Origin of the sequence: Pseudoalteromonas sp. CO342X, from assembly GCF_004208915.1 — a bacterium.
In the GTDB taxonomy this organism is placed as follows: domain Bacteria; phylum Pseudomonadota; class Gammaproteobacteria; order Enterobacterales; family Alteromonadaceae; genus Pseudoalteromonas; species Pseudoalteromonas maricaloris.
The window spans coordinates 194,929-214,299 of record NZ_SGPH01000036.1; the positions used below are offsets into that span (position 1 = coordinate 194,929).

The window sequence follows — 19,371 nt, forward strand, 5'->3', positions numbered from 1 at the left end:
CATATATCTAGAGAGTCTCAAAAGTTAGATAATAAAGTGTCATACAAGGCTTTTTATACTCAGTAATGTATCTCTATAATTTAAAACTTTATGCCTGAGCGATAAAAAGTCTTCTTTCTCGAACTTACTCTCTTTCATATTGTTTCTGACAGTGTAAATTCCTCCTGTGGAGTCAATTTCCATTGAGTGAGCCAGTCTATTTCTAGGTTGGATTATATCCTCACAATATCGCTTTAGGTTTTCTACATGAGTAAACAGCTGTTCATCTTCTAATTCATTAAGAACTTTCAGGAGTAGCTCTATTTTAGGCTGGCTAGTCAGCAAGTGAGTATAATCAGAAATATCGCCAGTTCTGTCACTTTTCCCTATTTCATTGGCCTTCTTCTGATGAAATTTCAAGACAGTATCGAAAATATGATCAATAGTGCTTTTTTTTACATTACTACAACTAATCTTACTAAAGGAGTTATGGATTATTTCATCAATGAGATGATCAAAATCGGCAACGGCGGCTAAGTATAACCCCCTCATTTGATTTAAATCTAACAGGCGGTTTAAACGAGTTTCAATCAAGTGTATTAGCTGATTTGGAAGATCTGCGCGGTTAAAGCAATAAACACCATCGACGTTTATCTTAGCTCTCAAGTTTTGAGGTGTATCACTACTATAAAATGCTATATCTGTCGCTGTACAGTGCCTTCGAATAACCTTAATCAGTTCGCTACCATCTTTAGCACCCTGTTGCATTTTATAATCTACAACCAACAGGTCATACTGGATAGATTTAAAAAGACCTTTTAACTCAGAATCATTATTTATTTTGCTAACTTTCTTAAGTTCTAATTCAAACCCCATTCTAGCAAGCTTTTCTCTCACACGGTTTTGCGCTTTCTCAACCTGATTTTGACGATCATCAATCCAGAGAATATTGTATGTTTGTTTCATCGTGCGAACCTCACAACAAACTTAGCTCCATCCTCATATTCCAGATCAACTTTTATACTTCCACCCATACTATTGATAACTTGTCTAACATGATAAAGTCCTAACCCAGAACCATCTGTAGTCGTTACGCCCATATCAAAAACAGATTCAATATCAAGTTGCAAATGTTCTGCGAAACCTAACCCGTCATCAAAAATATCAATCTCTAGTCTATCTTTGCTAGTAGTTCTTGATGCAAATGTAATTTTAGTACAACCAGTATTTGGCTTCGCAGCATTATGGACAAGGTTATCAATAACAATCATTAACTCCAGTGGCATAAACTCCATTACCCACTCAGTATTATCAGTCGTCCAAGAGACCTCTATATCAGGGTGGTATTGGCTGGCCACATTTTCCAAATATTGCTTTGAAAACTCAATAATATCATCCGTTATACTTTCAGCACTCATCCTGTAATCAGCTAGCGTTGCTATTCGGCTAATAGTTAAAATCTGTTGATTTCTAAAGCTAATTTCTTCTAATAGAGATTTTGCATCGTCTATGCTCAACGGTTCCCCATGGTTTAAAGTATCTAGCTTATGCTGAATGTAGTGACTGATATTCGAAGAATATATTCCGATCTGATGGTGAAAGTTCCGGACTGTATCTATTTCAACTGAAGATGCTTGCTTCAAGAATAAATTTCTTTTCTTTTCTTCAGTTAAGGCTGATTCAACAATACCAATTTTCTTCTCCGCACTTTTTAGTGATTGAGAAGCTTTATCTCTCTCCTTTTCAGCAGCTAGTTTTTCATCTCTGGCTCTCTTAGCTTCAAGTTCTGCTGCAAACCTAATTTTCTTTTCCCGCTCAGCTTCTTCTCTCGCAGCAGCCTCAGCAGCCTTTAGATCATTGTATCTATTTAGAGCCAAATCTATTTTATCTTGCAAATTTTCTGCATCGGACTTTTCTGCAAAGACCTGCAAGTTTCTGATAGTGCTTTCAAAGCTTTCATCTCTTATGCTGATTGTATCAATCATCGATTCACTAAATTCTAGTAATTTAATATTCTTGCCAGAAATAAGCTTTGAAAGAACTTCTATTACGCGCGTTTTCCCTTGATCCGTCAAAATACGGCTTAAATCAGCAGAGTCAGAGTCAAGCTTATCAGGCCATGATACTTTGCTAACATATGCTTCTAATCGCTTTAGAGCCTTTTCAAATACATATTCACTCAACTCTGTTGATGCTTGTGTAGGTATTAACCCTTTATCTCGACTACTTGCTTCTCTGAATTTAGAGTTGTCACCCTTTACATCAATTAACCCCAACACCTCTCGAGTACCCAGGTATCTAGCATAACCTTGTGCCTTTCTTGCGTTAAGTTGAAAATAATCATCATTGGGGTCTCCAATAGGCACAACCCGAAATCCGTTTAAAAAAAGGAATACTGAACCAAACTGATTTACCGGGACTCCCATTGACCTAGTAAAATTAATCTTAGCAACAGTATTCATATAATATAATTCAACAGATAGCGATGTTGAATGAAGAGCTTTAAAAGTTGAAGGTTCTTCAATCTTATAAACTCTCTCTCCCCTATCTATTAGCTCAGTGGTAATTTTTGTACAATCATTAGAGAGTATAGTTTTTATTCTTGTCGTTTTAGCCGCTAGCCTTTCAAACACTAAGTTACTAATTTTTCCATTGATAATATCAAAGTAAGGAGAATCTTGGTCAACATCACTGTTATTTAATAGCTCCTTTTTATCCCTGTCTTTTTCCGCTGGAGCATGTATATAGATATCGAAATCTTTTTTGATACCAAAAGGGTCTATCAACTTCGCAATTGAAGCTTTGAGCTTTTTCAACTTCGCCCGATCCCATGATTCTGGATCTCTTAATCTGGATATCTCTAAAATAGTGCCAGTATCAAACTGCAAACCGGAGAGCTCTTCTGGTAAACTAAAATCTCGCTCTTTATGATGCTCTATCAGAACATCCTGAAATTGCATGTTCTGATCTACTTCAAACTCTCCCCAATCTATAGTAACCAGATTAACTTCTGTTTCAGAGGAGCTTTTTGACTGAATAGTAAGGTTTGCTCCCAAACGATCACATGAGAATCGTCCGACTCCTTTATTCCCCGCATAGGACTGCCTTGTTGCCCTCAAATTTTTACGATAATCATTACTTAATGCTTTATCTTCTGTTTTATCTGACTTCGCAGAATAAGCAACAAACAGCCACTTATTCTCAATGTCTGATTTAGACATGCCTTTGCCATTATCAATAAGATAAATTTTATCTTCATCAAAATACAAATCTACTCTGTCAGCATATGCATCAAATGAATTTTTAACCAGCTCAAATATAGCGACAAAGTCGTCCACTATTAGCTCTTTTCCTATAATATCTTTTAGACCAGAGCTTATTTTAAACTTCACTTTTAAGAACTCCTTTCGTTCAGTAGGCCAATTAAACGGCCCAAAACTTCTCCCATTAAAGGCGGAACAGCATTTCCTACTTGCGTATAACGAGGGCACTCCTGCGTTCGTCGGCTACCACCTGTGGTATATTTCCCTTTAAACTCAAAGTCGTCAGGAAATGATTGGATACGTGCATTTTCTCTTACTGTCAAAATTCGAGGTTCCGAATAATGAAGAAGATCATCAGGTAAAGTTGTTAGTGTCCTAGACGGTTGCGATGGATCTAGAACCGTTATGACTTGCTTTCTAGTTCCTATCAACTGTTTTTGCTCGTCGGTTAGACCTTTTCCTGGAGCACATATACTTTGAATCTTTTTAAATTTCTCGACCGTTTCAGGCTTGTGGCGAGCTATTCTCAAACTGTTCGGCTTAAACTTACTTTGCAACCCTTTTCTCATAACTTTTTGATAGGGAGTTAACCTCTTTGGAGAAGTGTAGTTTAGCTGCTTAAAGCCATTATTTTCAGATCCTGAGTGGTAGATGATTTCTGAACTGCTTTGTTCAAGATCACTTATTGCAGCTCGAACACTTACAGGCTTACTTGGAAGCTGTTTTTCTTTTAAAAAGGGCTCACGAAGCTCTTCTAATATTGAAAATGGATCTAATTCTGAGTGAAGCTGGTCTTTTCTCACCCCGACCATAATAAATCTAGTTCTATTTTGAGGAACACCAAAGCAAGCACTATTTACAAAGCCAGTAAAAATTTTGTATCCCAACTCTTCAAGTCTAGCTTTCACTATTTCTGAGTAAGGTATTTTACTTCGATTACCAGTACTATCTTTAAACGTAGAGTTGAAACCTTTCACATTTTCTAGCACGAGATACCTCGGAGAAATAAGCTGTACCATTTTAATGTACTCTTCTGAAAGCTTATTTCTTGGATCATCCATCTTTCTCCTACCTGCCATTGAAAACCCCTGACAAGGAGGCCCTCCCGCGATTAAATCTACATGCCCATTTAATTCAACGAGTTGACTTTGGTAGTTTGTTAACAGTTCTTGGATTGTGGTTTCTTTTTTAGGTAACCAGTCTGGCCATCTAAAGTGATTATATTTACCGTCAATTAAGTTATGTTTAAAGGTTTCAAAAGCCATATGATCTTTTTCAACAGCAAATAAACCGGTCCACCCGGAATGGCCTAAACCCAGAGATAAGCCACCACACCCTGAAAAGAGGTCAATATAAATTCCCTTTGTTTTTCTTTCACCTAACCCCATTTAAAATACCACTCTAAAAGCTAAAAAAGCCCTCTTAACTTTTTAGTCAAGAACTGCAAAAATTTCCAGGTATGTTACTCAAAATATCTCATAACACAATATAAAAACCTTTCACAGTAACATAAATTTAAACTTTTTTGAAAACCTCTCACTCCAAGCAATAATCTCTTCCTCACTCAATCTACCTTCATTCTTTGAAGGCTGATGCGACACACTTTTATGATTGTCTTCACCAACCAGTGCATCAAAGTATTTCTTTGGCCAGCAGAATTGGTTGCTGAGCAACCTTCTTTCTATCTCGGGTATAAAGTCTCGTAACTTGCCTTTTGGCGCTAATGCTCGCGCTGAAATGACTTTGGTGGCAATGGAAGCTCTGCCATCAGAGGTATCCACCTCTAATAAGAAATAACCTTCGCTTTGATGTTCAATCTTTACAATAGCCATACATCTAGGCGAACCGTCTACCATAAGGTGGCTCTCACTGCGTCCCACTTCTGGTAGCTTACGAACAATGGGCTTATTTTGTTTAACACCATGTTCTTGTTCTAATATCTCCAGCATTTTGAAGAAGCTATCGAATTTATTGAGATATAAATCGGCGTTGTCGGTGAGGTCATCTAAGCCATCGATGGCGGCTCTGGGTGTATCGCCTCGCGAATTAGGGTCATCGGTGCTTACGGCAGGTGGTAAGGTGTTGGGTTTATCTTCGTCTTCTTTACCACCAGAGCTTTTTCTAGGCTGTGCATTGACTTTACGAGTGCGTGGCACCCTGTTGTATATGCGCTGTGTTGCATCACAGAATATCAATGCAGACTCGTTATCTTGGCTACCGTCGCTGTTTTCGTCGATTTCTCGCTGTGTAGGCAGTTGTGGGTAGGTACCGCCTTTTCCTTTACCCGAACCTGATTTATTTTCGATGAAATCTGGATGTGAAAAGCCAACGTCCGAAATATCAGGGAAGAACAAACCATCTAACAATTCTATGCGATTGATAAACCATGTGCTTTCATCAGACGATTTCCAGCCTCTTGCGGCTACTTTTACACCCTTGAGCTCAGGTGGATCGAATCGAAACGTCCAACGCTCTACGTTAGGTGCCCTAACTCGCTCTTGCGAAAAATACTGATAAATGCTGTTAAACGCGTTTTTAACGTCACTGTTTAACAATAACCAAGCGATTTGATGTCTAAACCCTTCATTATCAAACAGTACTTTTGGGCAAAGTGTTGTCGGCAAGGCGTTGATCACGAGATCTAAAGGAAACTCTTTATCATCGTTGTTGGGGTGGTGGTCAACGTAAAACTCTAAGTCGAGCGCACTATTAATGAGTGCGGCATTTGCTAGGTAGTTGTTTGTAAAAAACAACGCCCTGGCCAGTTCCAACTGTGGCAAGTAAATGGTTTTGCCTGCACTTTCAAACACAAAGCATTTTTGCGATTGCTCTTCGCTCAGCTTATACGTCACTAAACCGCTGTCGCCCACCGTGGCGGTTGGCCAAAATGCACGGTCGGGTAAAGTAAATTTAATCGGGAAACCAGACGGTATGGCATCAACTGTTTGGTTTAGTACGACTTGTCGGCTTAAATAGGGTAGCTGGCTAAACTTAAGGCCTTTACGCGTGGATTGCTTAAAGCGAACACCGATATCCCAAGTTTTGCGGTCATTGTATTTAAACAGATTACCTATCGCCTGTATTCTGGCGCTGTCTGGTAGCGTTTTAAATCTATCAACTTGGTTCATACTTTACTGCAAATCCTAGCAATTGCGACGCGAGTGGTCGGGTCCTTCTCTCGTTTAGCCCTGCCATACGTTCAATTCGCCAAGTTCTGAGTATTTGATGTTTTGCAATACAACGAATACATGCCACAGCGATACGACGGCATTGATATTCCTCTATAGTTCCACAATATTTATTAAAAAACAATTTACATAAAGGTAACTTGTGTGTTTTTTTGATCTGAGACAATGGAATGTTTGCGTGGGTTGCGAACCAAGTGATTGTATATCGCGCTATATCTAATTGATTTTCAGATTTATTCATTAAATTAATTAGTTGCCTAACAAATTTCTTGTCTCTTTTCGACCAATCGACCCTACTTGATTCTGCAACATTTGGTCGCATCGCGCCTTGATTAAATTGCATCAGCCACTGCTTATCATGCCGATATAGCCATGTGTATAAACCCGCAAAGCTGTCTTGCCTCGCGCCTTTAATGCCAAACTTGGCCACAGCTTGTTGCCACTTTGCGCGACGAGTTTGGTCAACCACCACAGGCTCAGTGCTCAATGCCATTTCATCGTATGGGGTATGCGGCAATGCTGAAGCTGTAGTGAGTATGTTCGCTATATCCAACTGCTGCTCATAGCATGCTTGCCATACCAATAGATGCTGAAGGTAGCTAAAGGATTTTCTGTGCTTTCTAAACAAACACTTCAGCCAATTTGTGTCTTCTGCCTTGTTTATATTGAGCCCAAAGCTTGCGAGGGTATAACTGCCCCAATACCCTAAAACCAATTGTGCGATCAGCTCGTGCTCAACCTGCTTACCCCTTACAAACCCCAGCTGATAAGCCAAGTGATGATAAAAATAGCGCCATTGCAACGGATGTATATGGTGCTCTGATAAGTTCAGCAGTTGCTGTGCATATTCCGCTAGTAGTGTGATTTTGTGGTTTGTTTGATTTGGATTTGAATGCAAAAGCACATAAGGGCTCAACGCAATAAATTGGTGCCTATGCAACTCACTTATCAAAATAGGGCTGTTTATCAATTGCACACCATGCTCCGCACAAACAGATAGACCTGGTAGTTGCCAGCGCCGTGTCCAAAAAGGTTCTCCATATTGCTCTATTTGCGTTGTTACGCATAATGGGCAGTAACGCAGGTAGTGCGGGCTTTTAACTTTAGATGCGGCTTTGCCTAGCTGTACTTCCGCCGAGTGCCTGCAATCAGTCAGCAACTCATGTTTAGCTTGAGCTGCAATGTTGGGATGCACAAAAGGTGAGTACAACGGAAAAAGCGTATGCCTCTGTAACAGTTTATATGGCGTTAAACTAGCGTTACCTTGATAATGAACGGAGATCTGCGATAAGTGCCCTTGAAAGGCTACTGAGGCGATTATTTGGCGATTTTGGAATACCTCATCAAGCAATTGCTTGGGTGAAGTGATACCTGCATGCACTCCGTACCTTGCGATGACGCTATACAGCAGCTCATCGGGGTAAGGTACGGGTAAACAGGCCATGCTACACGCTTTGTTTAAGCCAAGCGGTCATATCAAAAATCTTTCCTTGTTGTTTGTAGTATTGATAAAGCTCACCCGATTGCTTTTTGTGTTGAGAATAGCCAAAACGCAAATCGTCACTCGGCAGTGTATGCCAGTCTTTTGGCTTGATGAGTACTGGATTTTCTTTGAACTCCTCCACTTCGTCTGGCGTTTGCTCATACCATTCAAGAACGAGTGGAATAAGCGCTCTTACCTGCAGGTTTGGGTGATCTTTAATGGCTTTTTGCACTAATGGTACCAATAACTCTGATTCACACCCCATGCCTAGCAAAAGGTTATAAAGCCTCATGGCCTCTGAGTCGCTGGCAAAAGGGAGTGTGTCTGACTTAGCAGCGGCAACTTCAGAGATCTGCTGACTGAGTTCCAACAACCGTTTATCAATCTCTTTGTATTTTAAGTCTGAATACTTGGCAATGCTCTTAGCTTTACCAGACTTGAGCGCTTCAATCATGGGATGGATCGGCTGCAATTCGGATTCATATACCTTCACAAATAGTTTTGAAGATAGCCGTTCGACGCCAGTTATAATGGCGCGTAATTGTGCAAGCACAAATAACTTAACCACAATGTCTAGCACGCCTTGAGACAGCTCAAACCAAGTATTGCGGATCTCTTCGGTGAGTGGTTCATCGCGGTGAATAAGCCACTGGTACTGCCAAAGCTTGTCTGTCAGTAATCGCCACTCTGTGGGCTTTGGTTTACCCGTCGCTTGATCGATTCTATTTTTGTGCTGTGGCAGGGGCGCCCACACCATAGAGCCAATCCCAGTACTGCGTCTTGCTGATTGCAGCTCTAGTTCGAATATGGGCCTTGCTTTAGGAGTACCAACCAAAATCACCGGCACACCAATTATATTCACCAAGGCCACAAAAAACTCGAGCATGCGTTCTTGCCCTTCCCTTTGTTTGCGGCCTAAACGCTGTATTTCATCAATAACTAACACACCAATGGCATATTGATTGGCGACTTGCCCCATAAATGACAGCAGCACCTCAGTACTATGGCGTTTGTAACCGTATCTCTCTGTGAGATCAGTACTAAGATGTTTATCTACCTCTTTAAAGAAGTTTAAGCAGAGGCTTTTTAATGACCCATCTACTGGGCATTCGATACGCAAATAGGCGAGCTGGTACGTATTATATTTCTCGTGATAAATCGCTTGTGGGTAGGTGGCCAATATTCGTAGCACGCTGGAGCTTTTACCACATCCAGAGCAACCAATAAGTGACAAGCAACGTGCCGTAGAGGGCGCTTCGGCAAAACGAAAACTGCTAATGTCGCCCGTCATCAAGCGTTCGTAGCCATTTTGTAGATGCTGTTGGAGCTGGCCAGTTGCAATATTTCTGGCAACATAGCCCCCGCGTATCATCAGCGCTATTTTTTCCTCAAGCGCCACATGCATCGAAAGCGGCTGGAAGAAGTCATCAAGCAAGCCACATAACTCGTGAGCACGCTGCCTTGCGTCTAAATAACCTGCCGCAGGGTTGTATTTTACTTTGCCCTCCAGCTTAGTTTTCAGCTCTTCTATTTTGCTCACTCTTGGTAACGCTTCAATAAACGGGTTGCCCTTGTAACGCTCGATCTCAGACTCCTGATACACCGCACGGAAGATGTTAGAGGGTAAAGTCATACGTCGTCATCCTCTTTAAACAACTGATCTGAAAAGTCTGGAAAGTCCAAATCGTCATCGGGCTCAGAGAGATAATGCACTTGCGCTGATTTACTGGTGTCGATGTCTACAGGTTTATAGGCGCGCTCTTTACGCTCTTTGGCTTTCTCTTCTGCGCGGTTGTCGCGAATATTGCGAATGCGCTCCGCATCCGACAAACCAATGTGTTTTGGCGCGGCCTTTTCAGCCAGCTTAACCACTTCTATTACTTGTCGCTCCAAGGCACGCTTTTGCTCATCAGCGACTAATTTTGCATCAGCATGCGTCTGTTTTAACTCATCATTTTGCTGCCACACATCCCAAAAACTCGCACCTGAAAACTGTCTTGAGCGTGCTGCCAACTGACACACAAAATAATCATTGCTGTTAGGGCCGTGATAAATGTAGATGTAGTCTGCCGTTGCTAAGTCATAGGCAACTTCCACACTTTTAGGGCGTTTAACCTCCTTGCCACGATGCATCCAGCCCAATTTTAAAAGCTCAGCACTGGTGTAATACACGCCAAATATACAGGCTCCCGAATCAGATATCGTTGCCCGAGCTCTTGGCATCAATGCCACACGAAGATGCTCAGCTGCTGGCTTTTTCAACCGACCAGTGCGATGCTGCAAGCCCCAATTCCATATCGCCAGTGGGTTATTTGGTAAGTCCGTTGGCATATCAGCGGCTTTGTCATAACTTTCAATTTCGTGATATTGATTATGATAAAGTACTGCGCCCAAAATGATTTTAGTAAACTCTTGAATAGTAAGCTTAGCATCCAAGCGGTAATCTCTATCGCCTTGCTTTTTAATTTTGGTACCAGTGACCACACCAGGTGCAAACGGTTTGAATGCTTGTTGAAAGGTGCGGAAGGCTCGTTCGACAACCCCTTTAGCCTCGCTTCTAAACGGAGGCGTATTTTCAACGCGAACACCAAAGCCCTTTTCAAGGCATTCAATTTGATGACCCATTAACTCGCCTCTGTCAGCCAACAATGCTGAAGGTAAGCCAATACACGGCCATTGCTGCGGGGTTACGTCAAAACCGAACTGACGGCAATAGTCTGATTTATCCGTCGTGGCCATATGGATTGCCTGAATGGCAGCGGCATATGAAGGGTTTTCAAAACCAATATAAAACCCAGCCACCATGCGACTAAATACATCAATAACCATGTAAATCACTGGACGGCCAACAATATTGCTTCTTTGGGAGTCAGAGACTAAATAAATATCTGCGATTGTGGCGTCAATTTCATAACGCATACCAGGGCCCAAAACATCTGCGGCGGCAGTACCAGTTAGTGGTCGAATATCTTTCTTTCGCTTTATCTCACCCGCCTGCGCTTCTATTTTGTCTACTTGGCGATACTCACGTTTGTAGAAATGCTCCATTTGCCAATAGGTGGGTAACTCTTCTTCAGGTAGCTCTGGAAAGTACTGACTATAGATATCTTTTAAACGGTTGTGTGCATAGCGAAAAGTTTTACCTTTGTCGGTTAATATGTGCCTTTCAATCGCTATGCGGAAAAGCTTCTCTGCGAAATCATCAATTAAAGCGCCAGTGCCTGGCATGTATTTGCGCGGTCGCCCTAACTTTGTTGTAGCTCGACGCTTTTGGCCCTTGGCACCTGAGTTTTTATAATCGGGTAATAATGCGTTGGGGATCTGGCCACGTTGCCAGTATCTGCGAGCAAAACGATAAATAGACTGTTTGGTTTTGCCTGTCTCAGTCATTATTTGGTTAACCACTTTGCCACGCGCTTTCGGTTCGTAGCAGTTCTCAAGCTCTACCAATGGCTTAATTGCGGCATAGTTTTCATCACGTTTTAACTGAGCGGTAGAACCTGGCTCTGGAATTACAGTAGCAATGTCGCTATATGGGTCGGCTGCACGTTTGAGCACTTCATCTTGAAAACCCTGTTCTAACTCAGTTATTTCAACAAGTTCAGGAAAGGCTTTGTCATCGTGCACTTTTATCCAAAGCACGTAATAATCAAATACCCTCAAAATGCGATACAAGGTTTGTTCGTATTGCAATACTTCATTGATTTGAAACACGAAACACCTCCTGAATTTGCTCAACGTTACCCAGTTTAAGATAGCCCACTTGCAGCTTTTGTACTGGCGTAAAAGTATCAAAGGTAAAGTAACGGTCAGCCAACAAAGCTCTTATCTCAAACAACGACTCTCCTAAGTCTAGCCCATAGGCGGTATCTATCTCTTTGCAGGCGTTTATAAGGGTTTTGGTTGGGTGTTTTGCAAAGTAATCAGCATAGAATCTGGCTTGCTCAATGGCTGAGTCTGAGGCTTCATCATGTTCACCTTGCAATGGGTAAATCCACTCAACATTCGCTTTAACCACTTTGGGGATCTCTTGCTCAGTGACTATTTGCCAAGGGATCTGCTTTTCGTGCCAAAAGCGTTTCTCCAGCTCAAGTATTTCTATTTTTCGTTGCTCTTCAAAAGCGCTGACATATTTGGCTTGTAGCGCAAAATAGGGGAGATCTCGTGAGGTGGTTTCAACGAGAAAGTCGCTCGAAAGGTATTGGTCAACGCCCCGAACATTTGGGTGCTTGATGCCCGCAGATTCGGCTAACTCTTGTGTTATCTCACGTTCAAGCGGAAACTGTTCTTTAACTTGCAGCACATCCTGCCGCCACTCGAGCAAATAGAACATGGATAGTTCAAGATCGGATAATAAATGGTGTGTTCGTTTGGACTTATAACCAAAGACTCGGTGTACACGGCCATCGGATGGCGCATCATAAACCGTTAACCACGGCTTGTAATCCTGATACTCGCCAGTACCGCGTCCTTCTTTGATCCATTTATGATATTGCGCCTCAGTATGGCCAATCTTCCTAGACATAATATACCGCTATAACTGATTGAAATTTCAGCATAGCTCAAAGTAAAGTAGAATATCAATTAGAACGAGGTTGAATGAAACTAAGGAATAAAGACGGTGAAAATTGGAGAAAGAAAGCTATTAACTAGCAATATACAAAACCTAAATTAAGGCCTTTAAAAGACGAAACCCCGAGAGGGACACTTGTCTGTCTCGGGGATCTAATATAGATTGTTGAGGACGCTTGTATTAAACAGAGGGGTCACATCAACTGCTCTGATAAGGAACATATCAAAGAAATGGCCGAATGTCAAACTCAATATTGCTATACTTCAACAAGTGATGAATTAAAAAAGAGTCTCTCGGAAAACAGGTTCTTACCTTACTTAAAGAAGGCCGGTTACGACAATTCATATGCTTTTAATCTATACCTATACAATGCGAGACTTTCAAAAGCCTTTTTATATCCTCTTCACATTTTGGAAGTTTGCCTTAGAAATAGAATAAGCGCAGTATTAGAAGAAGATTTTGGTGAAAGCTGGCCATTAGCACAATCATTTAGAAGCATTCTATCAAAAGAAAGTTTAGCTAATCTTGAAAAAGCAACGGAGCGTTCAAAGTCACATTCAACAGGTGACATTGTATCCACATTGACATTCGATTTCTGGTCGAATCTGTTTCGTGCTGAGTATGACCGCTCTCTATGGCAAACTCGAATAAACAAACTACTCCCAAATACAAACAAAACTCGTAAAGAGTTTCAGGGTGTAGTTAAGGAAATTAATAAATTCAGGAACAGAGTCGCACACCATGAACCAATTCATAACCTAAATACTCAAGAACAATATCAAAAGATTTTAGAAGTGATCAGTTGGATATGCGAAACAACAAAAGATTGGACAAAAAGCCATTCAACAATCAATTCTGTACTTCGTACATCTCCAAGTTCATCAGGAGAGCCTAAACCTCACTTTGGCGACAGATGTGACAAAAGTTATAAAAAGCTAAGATATGATGATTCGCTAACTGATATTGGTAACGAAAAGTTTTTTATCTGCCTTAATGACAAAGACCAAATATCAGCCGTACTCCAGAAAGAGCAATTCTTTGACTACCTTTACTCCCTCAGAGAAGAAGATGGTACTGCACTGTTCCTTGACCTTTCTGAACTAAAAGTTCAAAAAGTTTTAGAGAGCTTAAATATAAGAAGTAATTTTTCTATTTGTGGAGCTTCAGAAAGTTTACAAAAAGCAAAACTCTTGTTTAAAACTAGTCCTATCTCATATTTGCTAGTTTACGAGGCTGATGTCTTAAAAGGTGTAATATCTAAGTCTCATCGACAATATTGAAGGAAAAGCTCGAATTTCATTAAATTATAGTATGAAACTTTATTGTTTGGGATGATACTTTATTGTATGGGGTGAAACTTTATTGTTCACCCACATCTGAGGCGCTTGCGCGCCTTTTCTTATTCTACCGTTACACTCTTTGCGAGATTTCTCGGTTGGTCAACATCGGTGCCTTTGATCACGGCTACGTAGTATGAAAGTAGCTGTAGTGGGATGGTGTAAACCACTGGGGCGATGATGTTTTCTACGTGGTTGACGTTCATTACTCGCATGGTGTCGTCCGAGGCAAAGTTTGAGTCTTTGTCCGCGAATACGTAGATGATACCGCCGCGTGCGCGTACTTCTTCAACGTTTGATTTAAGCTTTTCAAGCAGCTCGTTGTTTGGTGCAACGACGATGATAGGCATATCTGCGTCGATAAGTGCGAGCGGGCCGTGTTTTAGCTCGCCTGCCGCATAAGCTTCTGCGTGGATGTAGGAAATCTCTTTAAGCTTAAGTGCGCCTTCCATTGCGATTGGGTATTGTGAACCACGGCCTAGGAACAATGAGTGATGTTTGTCGGCAAATTCTTCTGCAAGAAGTTCAATACCATCGGCCATCGTTAAGGTTTCTTCAAGCTTGGTTGGCAGGGTTTTGATAGCGTTGACGATTGCGCTTTGATCACGGCCTTTTTCCTGCGCGATTGACGCAGTTAGCATCAATAAGCCAACTAATTGAGTCGTAAATGCTTTGGTTGATGCCACCCCAATTTCAGCGCCTGCTTTGGTCATAAAGGCAAGATCTGACTCACGTACTAGCGATGAGCCAGGTACGTTACAGATGGTCATCGACGCCATATAGCCTTGTTCTTTGGCAAGACGCAGTGCCGCGAGCGTATCTGCGGTTTCGCCCGATTGTGAAATGGTTACCAGTAGGCTGTTTTCGTGAACGAATGAGTCGCGGTAGCGAAACTCTGAGGCGATTTCAACGTTACAGCTTACGCCTGCAAATTGCTCCAGCCAGTAGCGCGCCACCATGCCTGAGTGGTAAGACGTACCACACGCGATGATCTGTACGTGTTTTACATCTTTAAAAATTTCGTTGGCTTTGTCGCCAAATGCGTCGATACTAACGCGATCGTTGTCTAAACGGCCTTCAAGCGTATTACGTACGGCCATTGGCTGCTCGTAGATTTCTTTTAGCATGTAGTGGCGGTATTCGCCTTTGCCCGACACATCTTGCGTGATGTTAGACTCAACCACTTCGCGCTCTACAGGATTGCCGTTAATGTCGAAGATTTCTACCGTTTCGCGAGTAATGCGTGCTACATCACCTTCTTCTAGGAAGATAAAGCTGCGGGTTACTGGTAATAGCGCGAGTTGATCAGAGGCAATAAAGTTTTCACCAAGGCCAAGGCCGATCACCAGTGGGCTGCCTGAACGTGCCACGATGATTTCATCTTGGTTTGCTTTATCAAACAATACCGTGCCGTATGCACCTTCGAGCTGTTTTACCGCTGCTTGCACGGCAGCGAGTAATGTAGTGTGTTGCTGTCTGAGTTGATGGATCAAGTGCACCATCACTTCGGTGTCGGTGTCAGATAAAAACTCGTAACCGTCTTCTTTTAATGCCGCGCGCAAACCTTCGTGGTTTTCAATAATGCCATTGTGTACCAGCGCAATTTCGCTGTTAGAAATATGCGGGTGCGCGTTAGCTTCTGTTACGCCGCCGTGTGTTGCCCAGCGCGTGTGCGCGATACCGGTAGTACCTTTTACTTCTGCATTTTCAAGCGCAGATTCTAGGTTTACCACTTTACCTACGGCTTTCACGCTGTTGAGTGCGCCGCCTTCGCAAAGTGCGACACCCGCAGAGTCATAACCACGATATTCAAGGCGTTTTAGGCCTTCGATAAGAATTTTGTTTACTGGACGCTCAGCAACAGCGCCTACTATTCCACACATAATCTCTCCATTATTTGCACGTTGTGTGTAGTTCAGCACAGATAAGTTGTATACCACGCGCTTCGATCGCTTGGCGGAGGTCATCGGCCAAGTTGTTGTCGGTGATCAAAGTGGTGATCTGTGCCCAAGGTATTTCTAAATTCGGAATTTTACGGCCAATCTTGTCGGATTCGACCATCACAATCACTTCACGGGCTGACTTTGCCATCACACGGCTCAGCCCAATTAATTCGTTGAATGTGGTTGTGCCGCGCTCTACATCAATGCCATCGGCACCAATAAAAAGCTGGTCAAAGTCATAGGATTGCAGTACTTGTTCTGCTACTTGCCCTTGAAAGGATTCTGAGTGCGGATCCCACGTCCCGCCGGTCATCAATAAAGTTGGCTCATTTTCAAGCGATAACAATCGATTAGCGATATTCATCGCATTGGTCATCACGACTAAACCACGCTTTTGCGCAAGCTCCGGAATTAGGGTTTCAGTGGTTCTGCCGCTATCAATAATGATGCGATTGTGATCTTTAATCAGCTCAGCGGCCGCTTTCGCAATGGCCGTTTTACGTACAGAGTCTTGCTCGTCTTTACCTGATGCGGTGATCTCTTTAGGAAGGGCTATCGCACCGCCATAGCGGCGTAGTAACAGGCCGCTTTTTTCTAGTGCCGTTAAATCCTTACGAATCGTAACTTCTGACGTTTCAAACTCAGCGGCGAGTGATTCTACGCTTACTTCACCGTATTCATTCACCCATGAAAGAATGGTATGTCTGCGCTGTTGAGTGTTTCGTTTAGTCATCAAATAAGTTTCGTTTCGAAATTTAAGGCGATTATAGTCGAAACTTCAAAACCTAAACAAGTTAAATTTTGCACTGAACAAATTTTAACTGGAAATATTTTGGTCATCAGGATACATTTCCCAGTTGAGGTACTTAAAAGGATAATTAAATGAACAAAAACTTAATAACATCAATACTTTGTTGTTCACTATTACTAGCAGGATGCGGCGGTTCAGGCGGTGACACCACACCAGTCAATCAGGATAGCGGCAAAAATGGAAATAATGGCAACACGGATTCAAATAACGATAATACAGATTCAGGAACGGATACCACGACTAAGCCAGTCGCTAAAATTCAGGCAAGTGCCTTTGGGGAGACAGGCAACGTCATTCAGCTTAGCACTGCGGGAAGTACGATCCCTGAAAATGCCGAAATAACATGGCAGTGGCAAGCCAAACCCCAAGGCAGTAACGCTCAGTTATCTAACCCCAACACTAAGCAAGCGCAATTTACCGCTGATGTTGCAGGTAGCTACATTGTAGGGCTAATAATTAAGTCAGGTAGTAATGAATCGACAACACAGTTTGAGATCCGTGTAAAAGAAAAAACCACACCAAGTGTGAACACGCCTCCTGTCGCTAATTTCACACTCACAAAACAGGAAATTGCCATCAACGAGCATCTACAGTTAGATGCGAGCAACAGCTCAGACTCAGACGGCGATAATCTCAGTTATAAATGGCAAGTTACTGCACCTGCTCATGTTGATGAATACACATTGGTAAGCCCTAACAATAACCTTGCCTCTTTCGCCTCTAAATTTGCGGGTGAATACACTATTATTTTAACCGTTTATGATGGTAAATCGTCACATAGCAAATCAGAAAAAGTCATCGTTATAGATAACCAGCCAGCTCTTAAAGCGGTTATTTCAGCACCTTCAGAGGTTACATTAAGCTCAATGACTTTTGTTGAGCTGAAAAGCGATGGTAGTCAGTATCAAGGCGCTGTAACACCGCTTTGGAGTTTTGACAGCAAACCGAGCGGCAGCCAAGCCGCAATGGCAACACCAAATGGATTTCTCACCTCGCTTCAATTAGATAAGGCTGGACAATATAAAATCCGCTTTAGCCTTAAAGACAAACAGGGCCGTTTAAGTGAAGCAACCCATACCTTAACGGCCAAATTAGGCGAAGCAAACAAACCACTTGTATTCGTCGACGCGCCGGAGTCAACCAAAATCAATGAAGCCATCGAGCTTAGTGCCAAGCGAAGTAGAGATACAAGCGGAAGAACACTCTCCTTTAGTTGGACATTTAAGCCATTTGAAGCCGGTTTGACCTATTCCGTTACGAATGAAGATACCGACACGGTGATTTTTACGCCTCACGGAGAGGGGACTTACCGTTATTTTGTGGAGGTAAGTAACGGTGAGCTAAGCCAAACTGCCAGTGGCGTGATAAAGAGCCACCCTGAAAATTATGGACCTACAGCGTCTATGAGCCCACAAATATCTACAGCTGCGGAAGGGGAAACCAAAGTTTTTGTGATATCCGCAGAAGATAAAGACGGCGATCCGCTCACTTATCGCTGGTCGCTTGAAACGAAGCCTGAGAATAGCACGGCAGTGGTCAATAATGCTGATAATCGCGCATCTATTACCTTCGATGAAGCTGGCAACTATGTGCTGAAATGCATAGTGTCTGATGGCAAGGTTGAACTAGTAGTCGCAGCACTCATCACAGTAAATGCAGTTCAAAATAGCGCTCCTGTAATTACGGCACTGGACTATCAAGGTGTACTGAAAACAGATGCAGCGCTTTGGATAACTCCAACTGTTATGGATAGCGACAGCAACGCAGGCAATTTGACCTATTTTTGGAAGGTGGTTGCTCCGTCTGGTGAAGTGATTGACAGTACCGCAGCTCATGACTCGAACCTACAATTCACTCCTGTAGCATCAGGCGACTATCAGGTAAGTTTAAGTGTTGTTGATGAAAAGTCCGCTTCCGTTGCAACTAAAACGATAACACTCTCAGTAGAATAAGGTCTCTCTACTCGATAACTTGTAAGGCTTAAGCACTCACCAATGGGCGCTTAAGCCTTTTTGTTTAAACGGATATGTCGGATGGAGTTAAGTGACGGATCTCCATATTGCTGATATGCGTTCCCGAAGAGTCCTCTGGACCAATTTCATCATAGGCGGACTCAACTCTGAGGTAGGCTTGAGTTGCGCCGAGTTCCGCCAGCTTTGTCTCGGCCTCTCGCAGCGAGTTAAACGGCGTTAGTTTACCTTCGGCATGCATTAAGATATGCAAGTTCCCATCAACATCCTGACCACCAGCTAAGTAGTGATTTGAATCCGCGTAGCTAAGCACGATGGCATGAAGTTCTTTATTAGCAATTTTCTCTTTGAGTGTGGCAGCAAGCATAATGCTCTCCTCGTTTAACCGATTAATAATTAAACGACCCTTGTGCGTGTTTGGTTCACCTTGGTTGTCGTGAATGTTTTGTCGCAAACCTGTTGTCGTGATAAATCACGACCTACCATCCAAACGTTGGTCGAGGTTTACCTCGACAGATTTAATCGAGGGGATTATCTTTAAAATTCATCTCTCAATTGCAAGGAGTGCACATGAGCTGGAATGACCTGAGAAAAGGCAGGATATCAATCCCGGACGCGGAATACTTCATTACGTTTAACTGCCATAAACGCACGCCCTATTTTACGGATTATCGGCTGGCACGATTGTTTTGCCAATCTATCTCACATAATGAACAAAAGTTTGAGTGCAGCTGGCAAACATGGGTGTTATACCAGTTGTATTAAGTAAATGATCTATCTTGAAGCGGGGAAATAGCTTTAGTAGCAAGGCAAAAATTTTGCTA

The 19,371-nt window shown here is 42.4% G+C and carries 14 protein-coding genes; 3 read left to right on the forward strand and 11 right to left on the reverse strand.

Features of this window, described 5'->3' with window-relative positions:
• Positions 1–39: 39 nt before the first annotated feature.
• The 8 genes from EXT47_RS17580 to EXT47_RS17615 all read right to left on the reverse strand — a co-directional run bounded on the left by EXT47_RS17580 (position 40) and on the right by EXT47_RS17615 (position 12,438).
• The gene (locus EXT47_RS17580; RefSeq protein WP_130127185.1) at positions 40–945 is read right to left on the reverse strand and encodes a response regulator; all 906 of its coding nucleotides are present in this window, start codon (positions 943–945) and stop codon (positions 40–42) included.
• Positions 942–3,371: an ATP-binding protein gene (locus EXT47_RS17585; protein ID WP_165383825.1), complete on the reverse strand. Its 2,430-nt coding sequence runs from the start codon at positions 3,369–3,371 to the stop codon at positions 942–944. The genes EXT47_RS17580 and EXT47_RS17585 overlap by 4 nt, the downstream gene beginning before the upstream one ends.
• A gap of 2 nt (positions 3,372–3,373) precedes the next feature.
• Positions 3,374–4,630 carry a DNA cytosine methyltransferase gene (locus tag EXT47_RS17590; protein WP_130127187.1) on the reverse strand — a complete coding sequence of 419 codons (1,257 nt, stop codon included), beginning with the start codon at positions 4,628–4,630 and terminating at the stop codon, positions 3,374–3,376.
• Positions 4,631–4,741: 111 nt separating this feature from the next.
• Positions 4,742–6,370 carry a Tn7-like element transposition protein TnsE gene (locus EXT47_RS17595; RefSeq protein WP_130127188.1) on the reverse strand — a complete coding sequence of 543 codons (1,629 nt, stop codon included), beginning with the start codon at positions 6,368–6,370 and terminating at the stop codon, positions 4,742–4,744.
• A complete protein-coding gene (locus tag EXT47_RS17600) occupies positions 6,357–7,874 on the reverse strand; it encodes a TnsD family Tn7-like transposition protein (protein WP_130127189.1) in 1,518 nt (505 codons plus the stop codon). Before EXT47_RS17600 ends, EXT47_RS17595 begins: the two co-directional genes overlap by 14 nt.
• A gap of 1 nt (position 7,875) precedes the next feature.
• Positions 7,876–9,546, reverse strand: a complete 1,671-nt coding sequence (locus EXT47_RS17605; RefSeq protein WP_130127190.1) for an AAA family ATPase — start codon at positions 9,544–9,546, stop codon at positions 7,876–7,878.
• Positions 9,543–11,627, reverse strand: coding sequence for a Mu transposase C-terminal domain-containing protein (locus EXT47_RS17610; RefSeq protein ID WP_130127191.1), 2,085 nt, complete (start codon positions 11,625–11,627; stop codon positions 9,543–9,545). The genes EXT47_RS17605 and EXT47_RS17610 overlap by 4 nt, the downstream gene beginning before the upstream one ends.
• A complete protein-coding gene (locus EXT47_RS17615; protein ID WP_130127192.1) occupies positions 11,611–12,438 on the reverse strand; it encodes a TnsA endonuclease C-terminal domain-containing protein in 828 nt (275 codons plus the stop codon). Before EXT47_RS17615 ends, EXT47_RS17610 begins: the two co-directional genes overlap by 17 nt.
• 278 nt (positions 12,439–12,716) lie before the next feature.
• On the opposite strand from EXT47_RS17615, the gene EXT47_RS17620 reads away from it, so the two are divergent.
• Entirely contained in the window at positions 12,717–13,766 is a 1,050-nt protein-coding gene (locus EXT47_RS17620; protein ID WP_010606959.1) for an Abi family protein, read from the forward strand.
• A gap of 119 nt (positions 13,767–13,885) precedes the next feature.
• Here the strand turns inward: EXT47_RS17620 and glmS are convergent, their stop codons facing one another.
• Complete coding sequence (gene glmS / locus EXT47_RS17625; protein WP_039493253.1) at positions 13,886–15,706, reverse strand: glutamine--fructose-6-phosphate transaminase (isomerizing); 1,821 nt, start codon at positions 15,704–15,706, stop codon at positions 13,886–13,888.
• Positions 15,707–15,716: 10 nt separating this feature from the next.
• Positions 15,717–16,499, reverse strand: a complete 783-nt coding sequence (locus tag EXT47_RS17630) for a DeoR/GlpR family DNA-binding transcription regulator (protein WP_010377680.1) — start codon at positions 16,497–16,499, stop codon at positions 15,717–15,719.
• A gap of 149 nt (positions 16,500–16,648) precedes the next feature.
• Between EXT47_RS17630 and EXT47_RS17635 the strand changes: the two genes are divergently transcribed.
• On the forward strand, positions 16,649–18,529 hold the full coding sequence (locus tag EXT47_RS17635; protein ID WP_130127193.1) for a PKD domain-containing protein: 1,881 nt from the start codon (positions 16,649–16,651) through the stop codon (positions 18,527–18,529).
• 64 nt (positions 18,530–18,593) lie between these two features.
• Here EXT47_RS17635 and EXT47_RS17640 read toward each other — a convergent pair whose 3' ends face one another.
• On the reverse strand, positions 18,594–18,914 hold the full coding sequence (locus EXT47_RS17640; RefSeq protein WP_095729450.1) for a DUF6482 family protein: 321 nt from the start codon (positions 18,912–18,914) through the stop codon (positions 18,594–18,596).
• Positions 18,915–19,117: 203 nt separating this feature from the next.
• On the opposite strand from EXT47_RS17640, the gene EXT47_RS17645 reads away from it, so the two are divergent.
• Positions 19,118–19,312, forward strand: a complete 195-nt coding sequence (locus EXT47_RS17645; RefSeq protein ID WP_130127194.1) for a hypothetical protein — start codon at positions 19,118–19,120, stop codon at positions 19,310–19,312.
• The last annotated feature ends 59 nt before the right edge of the window (positions 19,313–19,371 follow it).

What these genes read in the sequence shown, in the direction of transcription:
- EXT47_RS17580 (WP_130127185.1), bottom strand. Translation starts at nt 945, where the DNA reads ATGAAACAAACATACAATATTCTCTGGATTGATGATCGTCAAAATCAG.
- EXT47_RS17590 (WP_130127187.1), bottom strand. Translation starts at nt 4,630, where the DNA reads ATGGGGTTAGGTGAAAGAAAAACAAAGGGAATTTATATTGACCTCTTT.
- EXT47_RS17595 (WP_130127188.1), bottom strand. Translation starts at nt 6,370, where the DNA reads ATGAACCAAGTTGATAGATTTAAAACGCTACCAGACAGCGCCAGAATA.
- EXT47_RS17600 (WP_130127189.1), bottom strand. Translation starts at nt 7,874, where the DNA reads ATGGCCTGTTTACCCGTACCTTACCCCGATGAGCTGCTGTATAGCGTC.
- EXT47_RS17605 (WP_130127190.1), bottom strand. Translation starts at nt 9,546, where the DNA reads ATGACTTTACCCTCTAACATCTTCCGTGCGGTGTATCAGGAGTCTGAG.
- EXT47_RS17615 (WP_130127192.1), bottom strand. Translation starts at nt 12,438, where the DNA reads ATGTCTAGGAAGATTGGCCATACTGAGGCGCAATATCATAAATGGATC.
- EXT47_RS17620 (WP_010606959.1), top strand. Translation starts at nt 12,717, where the DNA reads ATGGCCGAATGTCAAACTCAATATTGCTATACTTCAACAAGTGATGAA.
- glmS (WP_039493253.1), bottom strand. Translation starts at nt 15,706, where the DNA reads ATGTGTGGAATAGTAGGCGCTGTTGCTGAGCGTCCAGTAAACAAAATT.
- EXT47_RS17630 (WP_010377680.1), bottom strand. Translation starts at nt 16,499, where the DNA reads ATGACTAAACGAAACACTCAACAGCGCAGACATACCATTCTTTCATGG.
- EXT47_RS17635 (WP_130127193.1), top strand. Translation starts at nt 16,649, where the DNA reads ATGAACAAAAACTTAATAACATCAATACTTTGTTGTTCACTATTACTA.
- EXT47_RS17640 (WP_095729450.1), bottom strand. Translation starts at nt 18,914, where the DNA reads ATGCTTGCTGCCACACTCAAAGAGAAAATTGCTAATAAAGAACTTCAT.
- EXT47_RS17645 (WP_130127194.1), top strand. Translation starts at nt 19,118, where the DNA reads ATGAGCTGGAATGACCTGAGAAAAGGCAGGATATCAATCCCGGACGCG.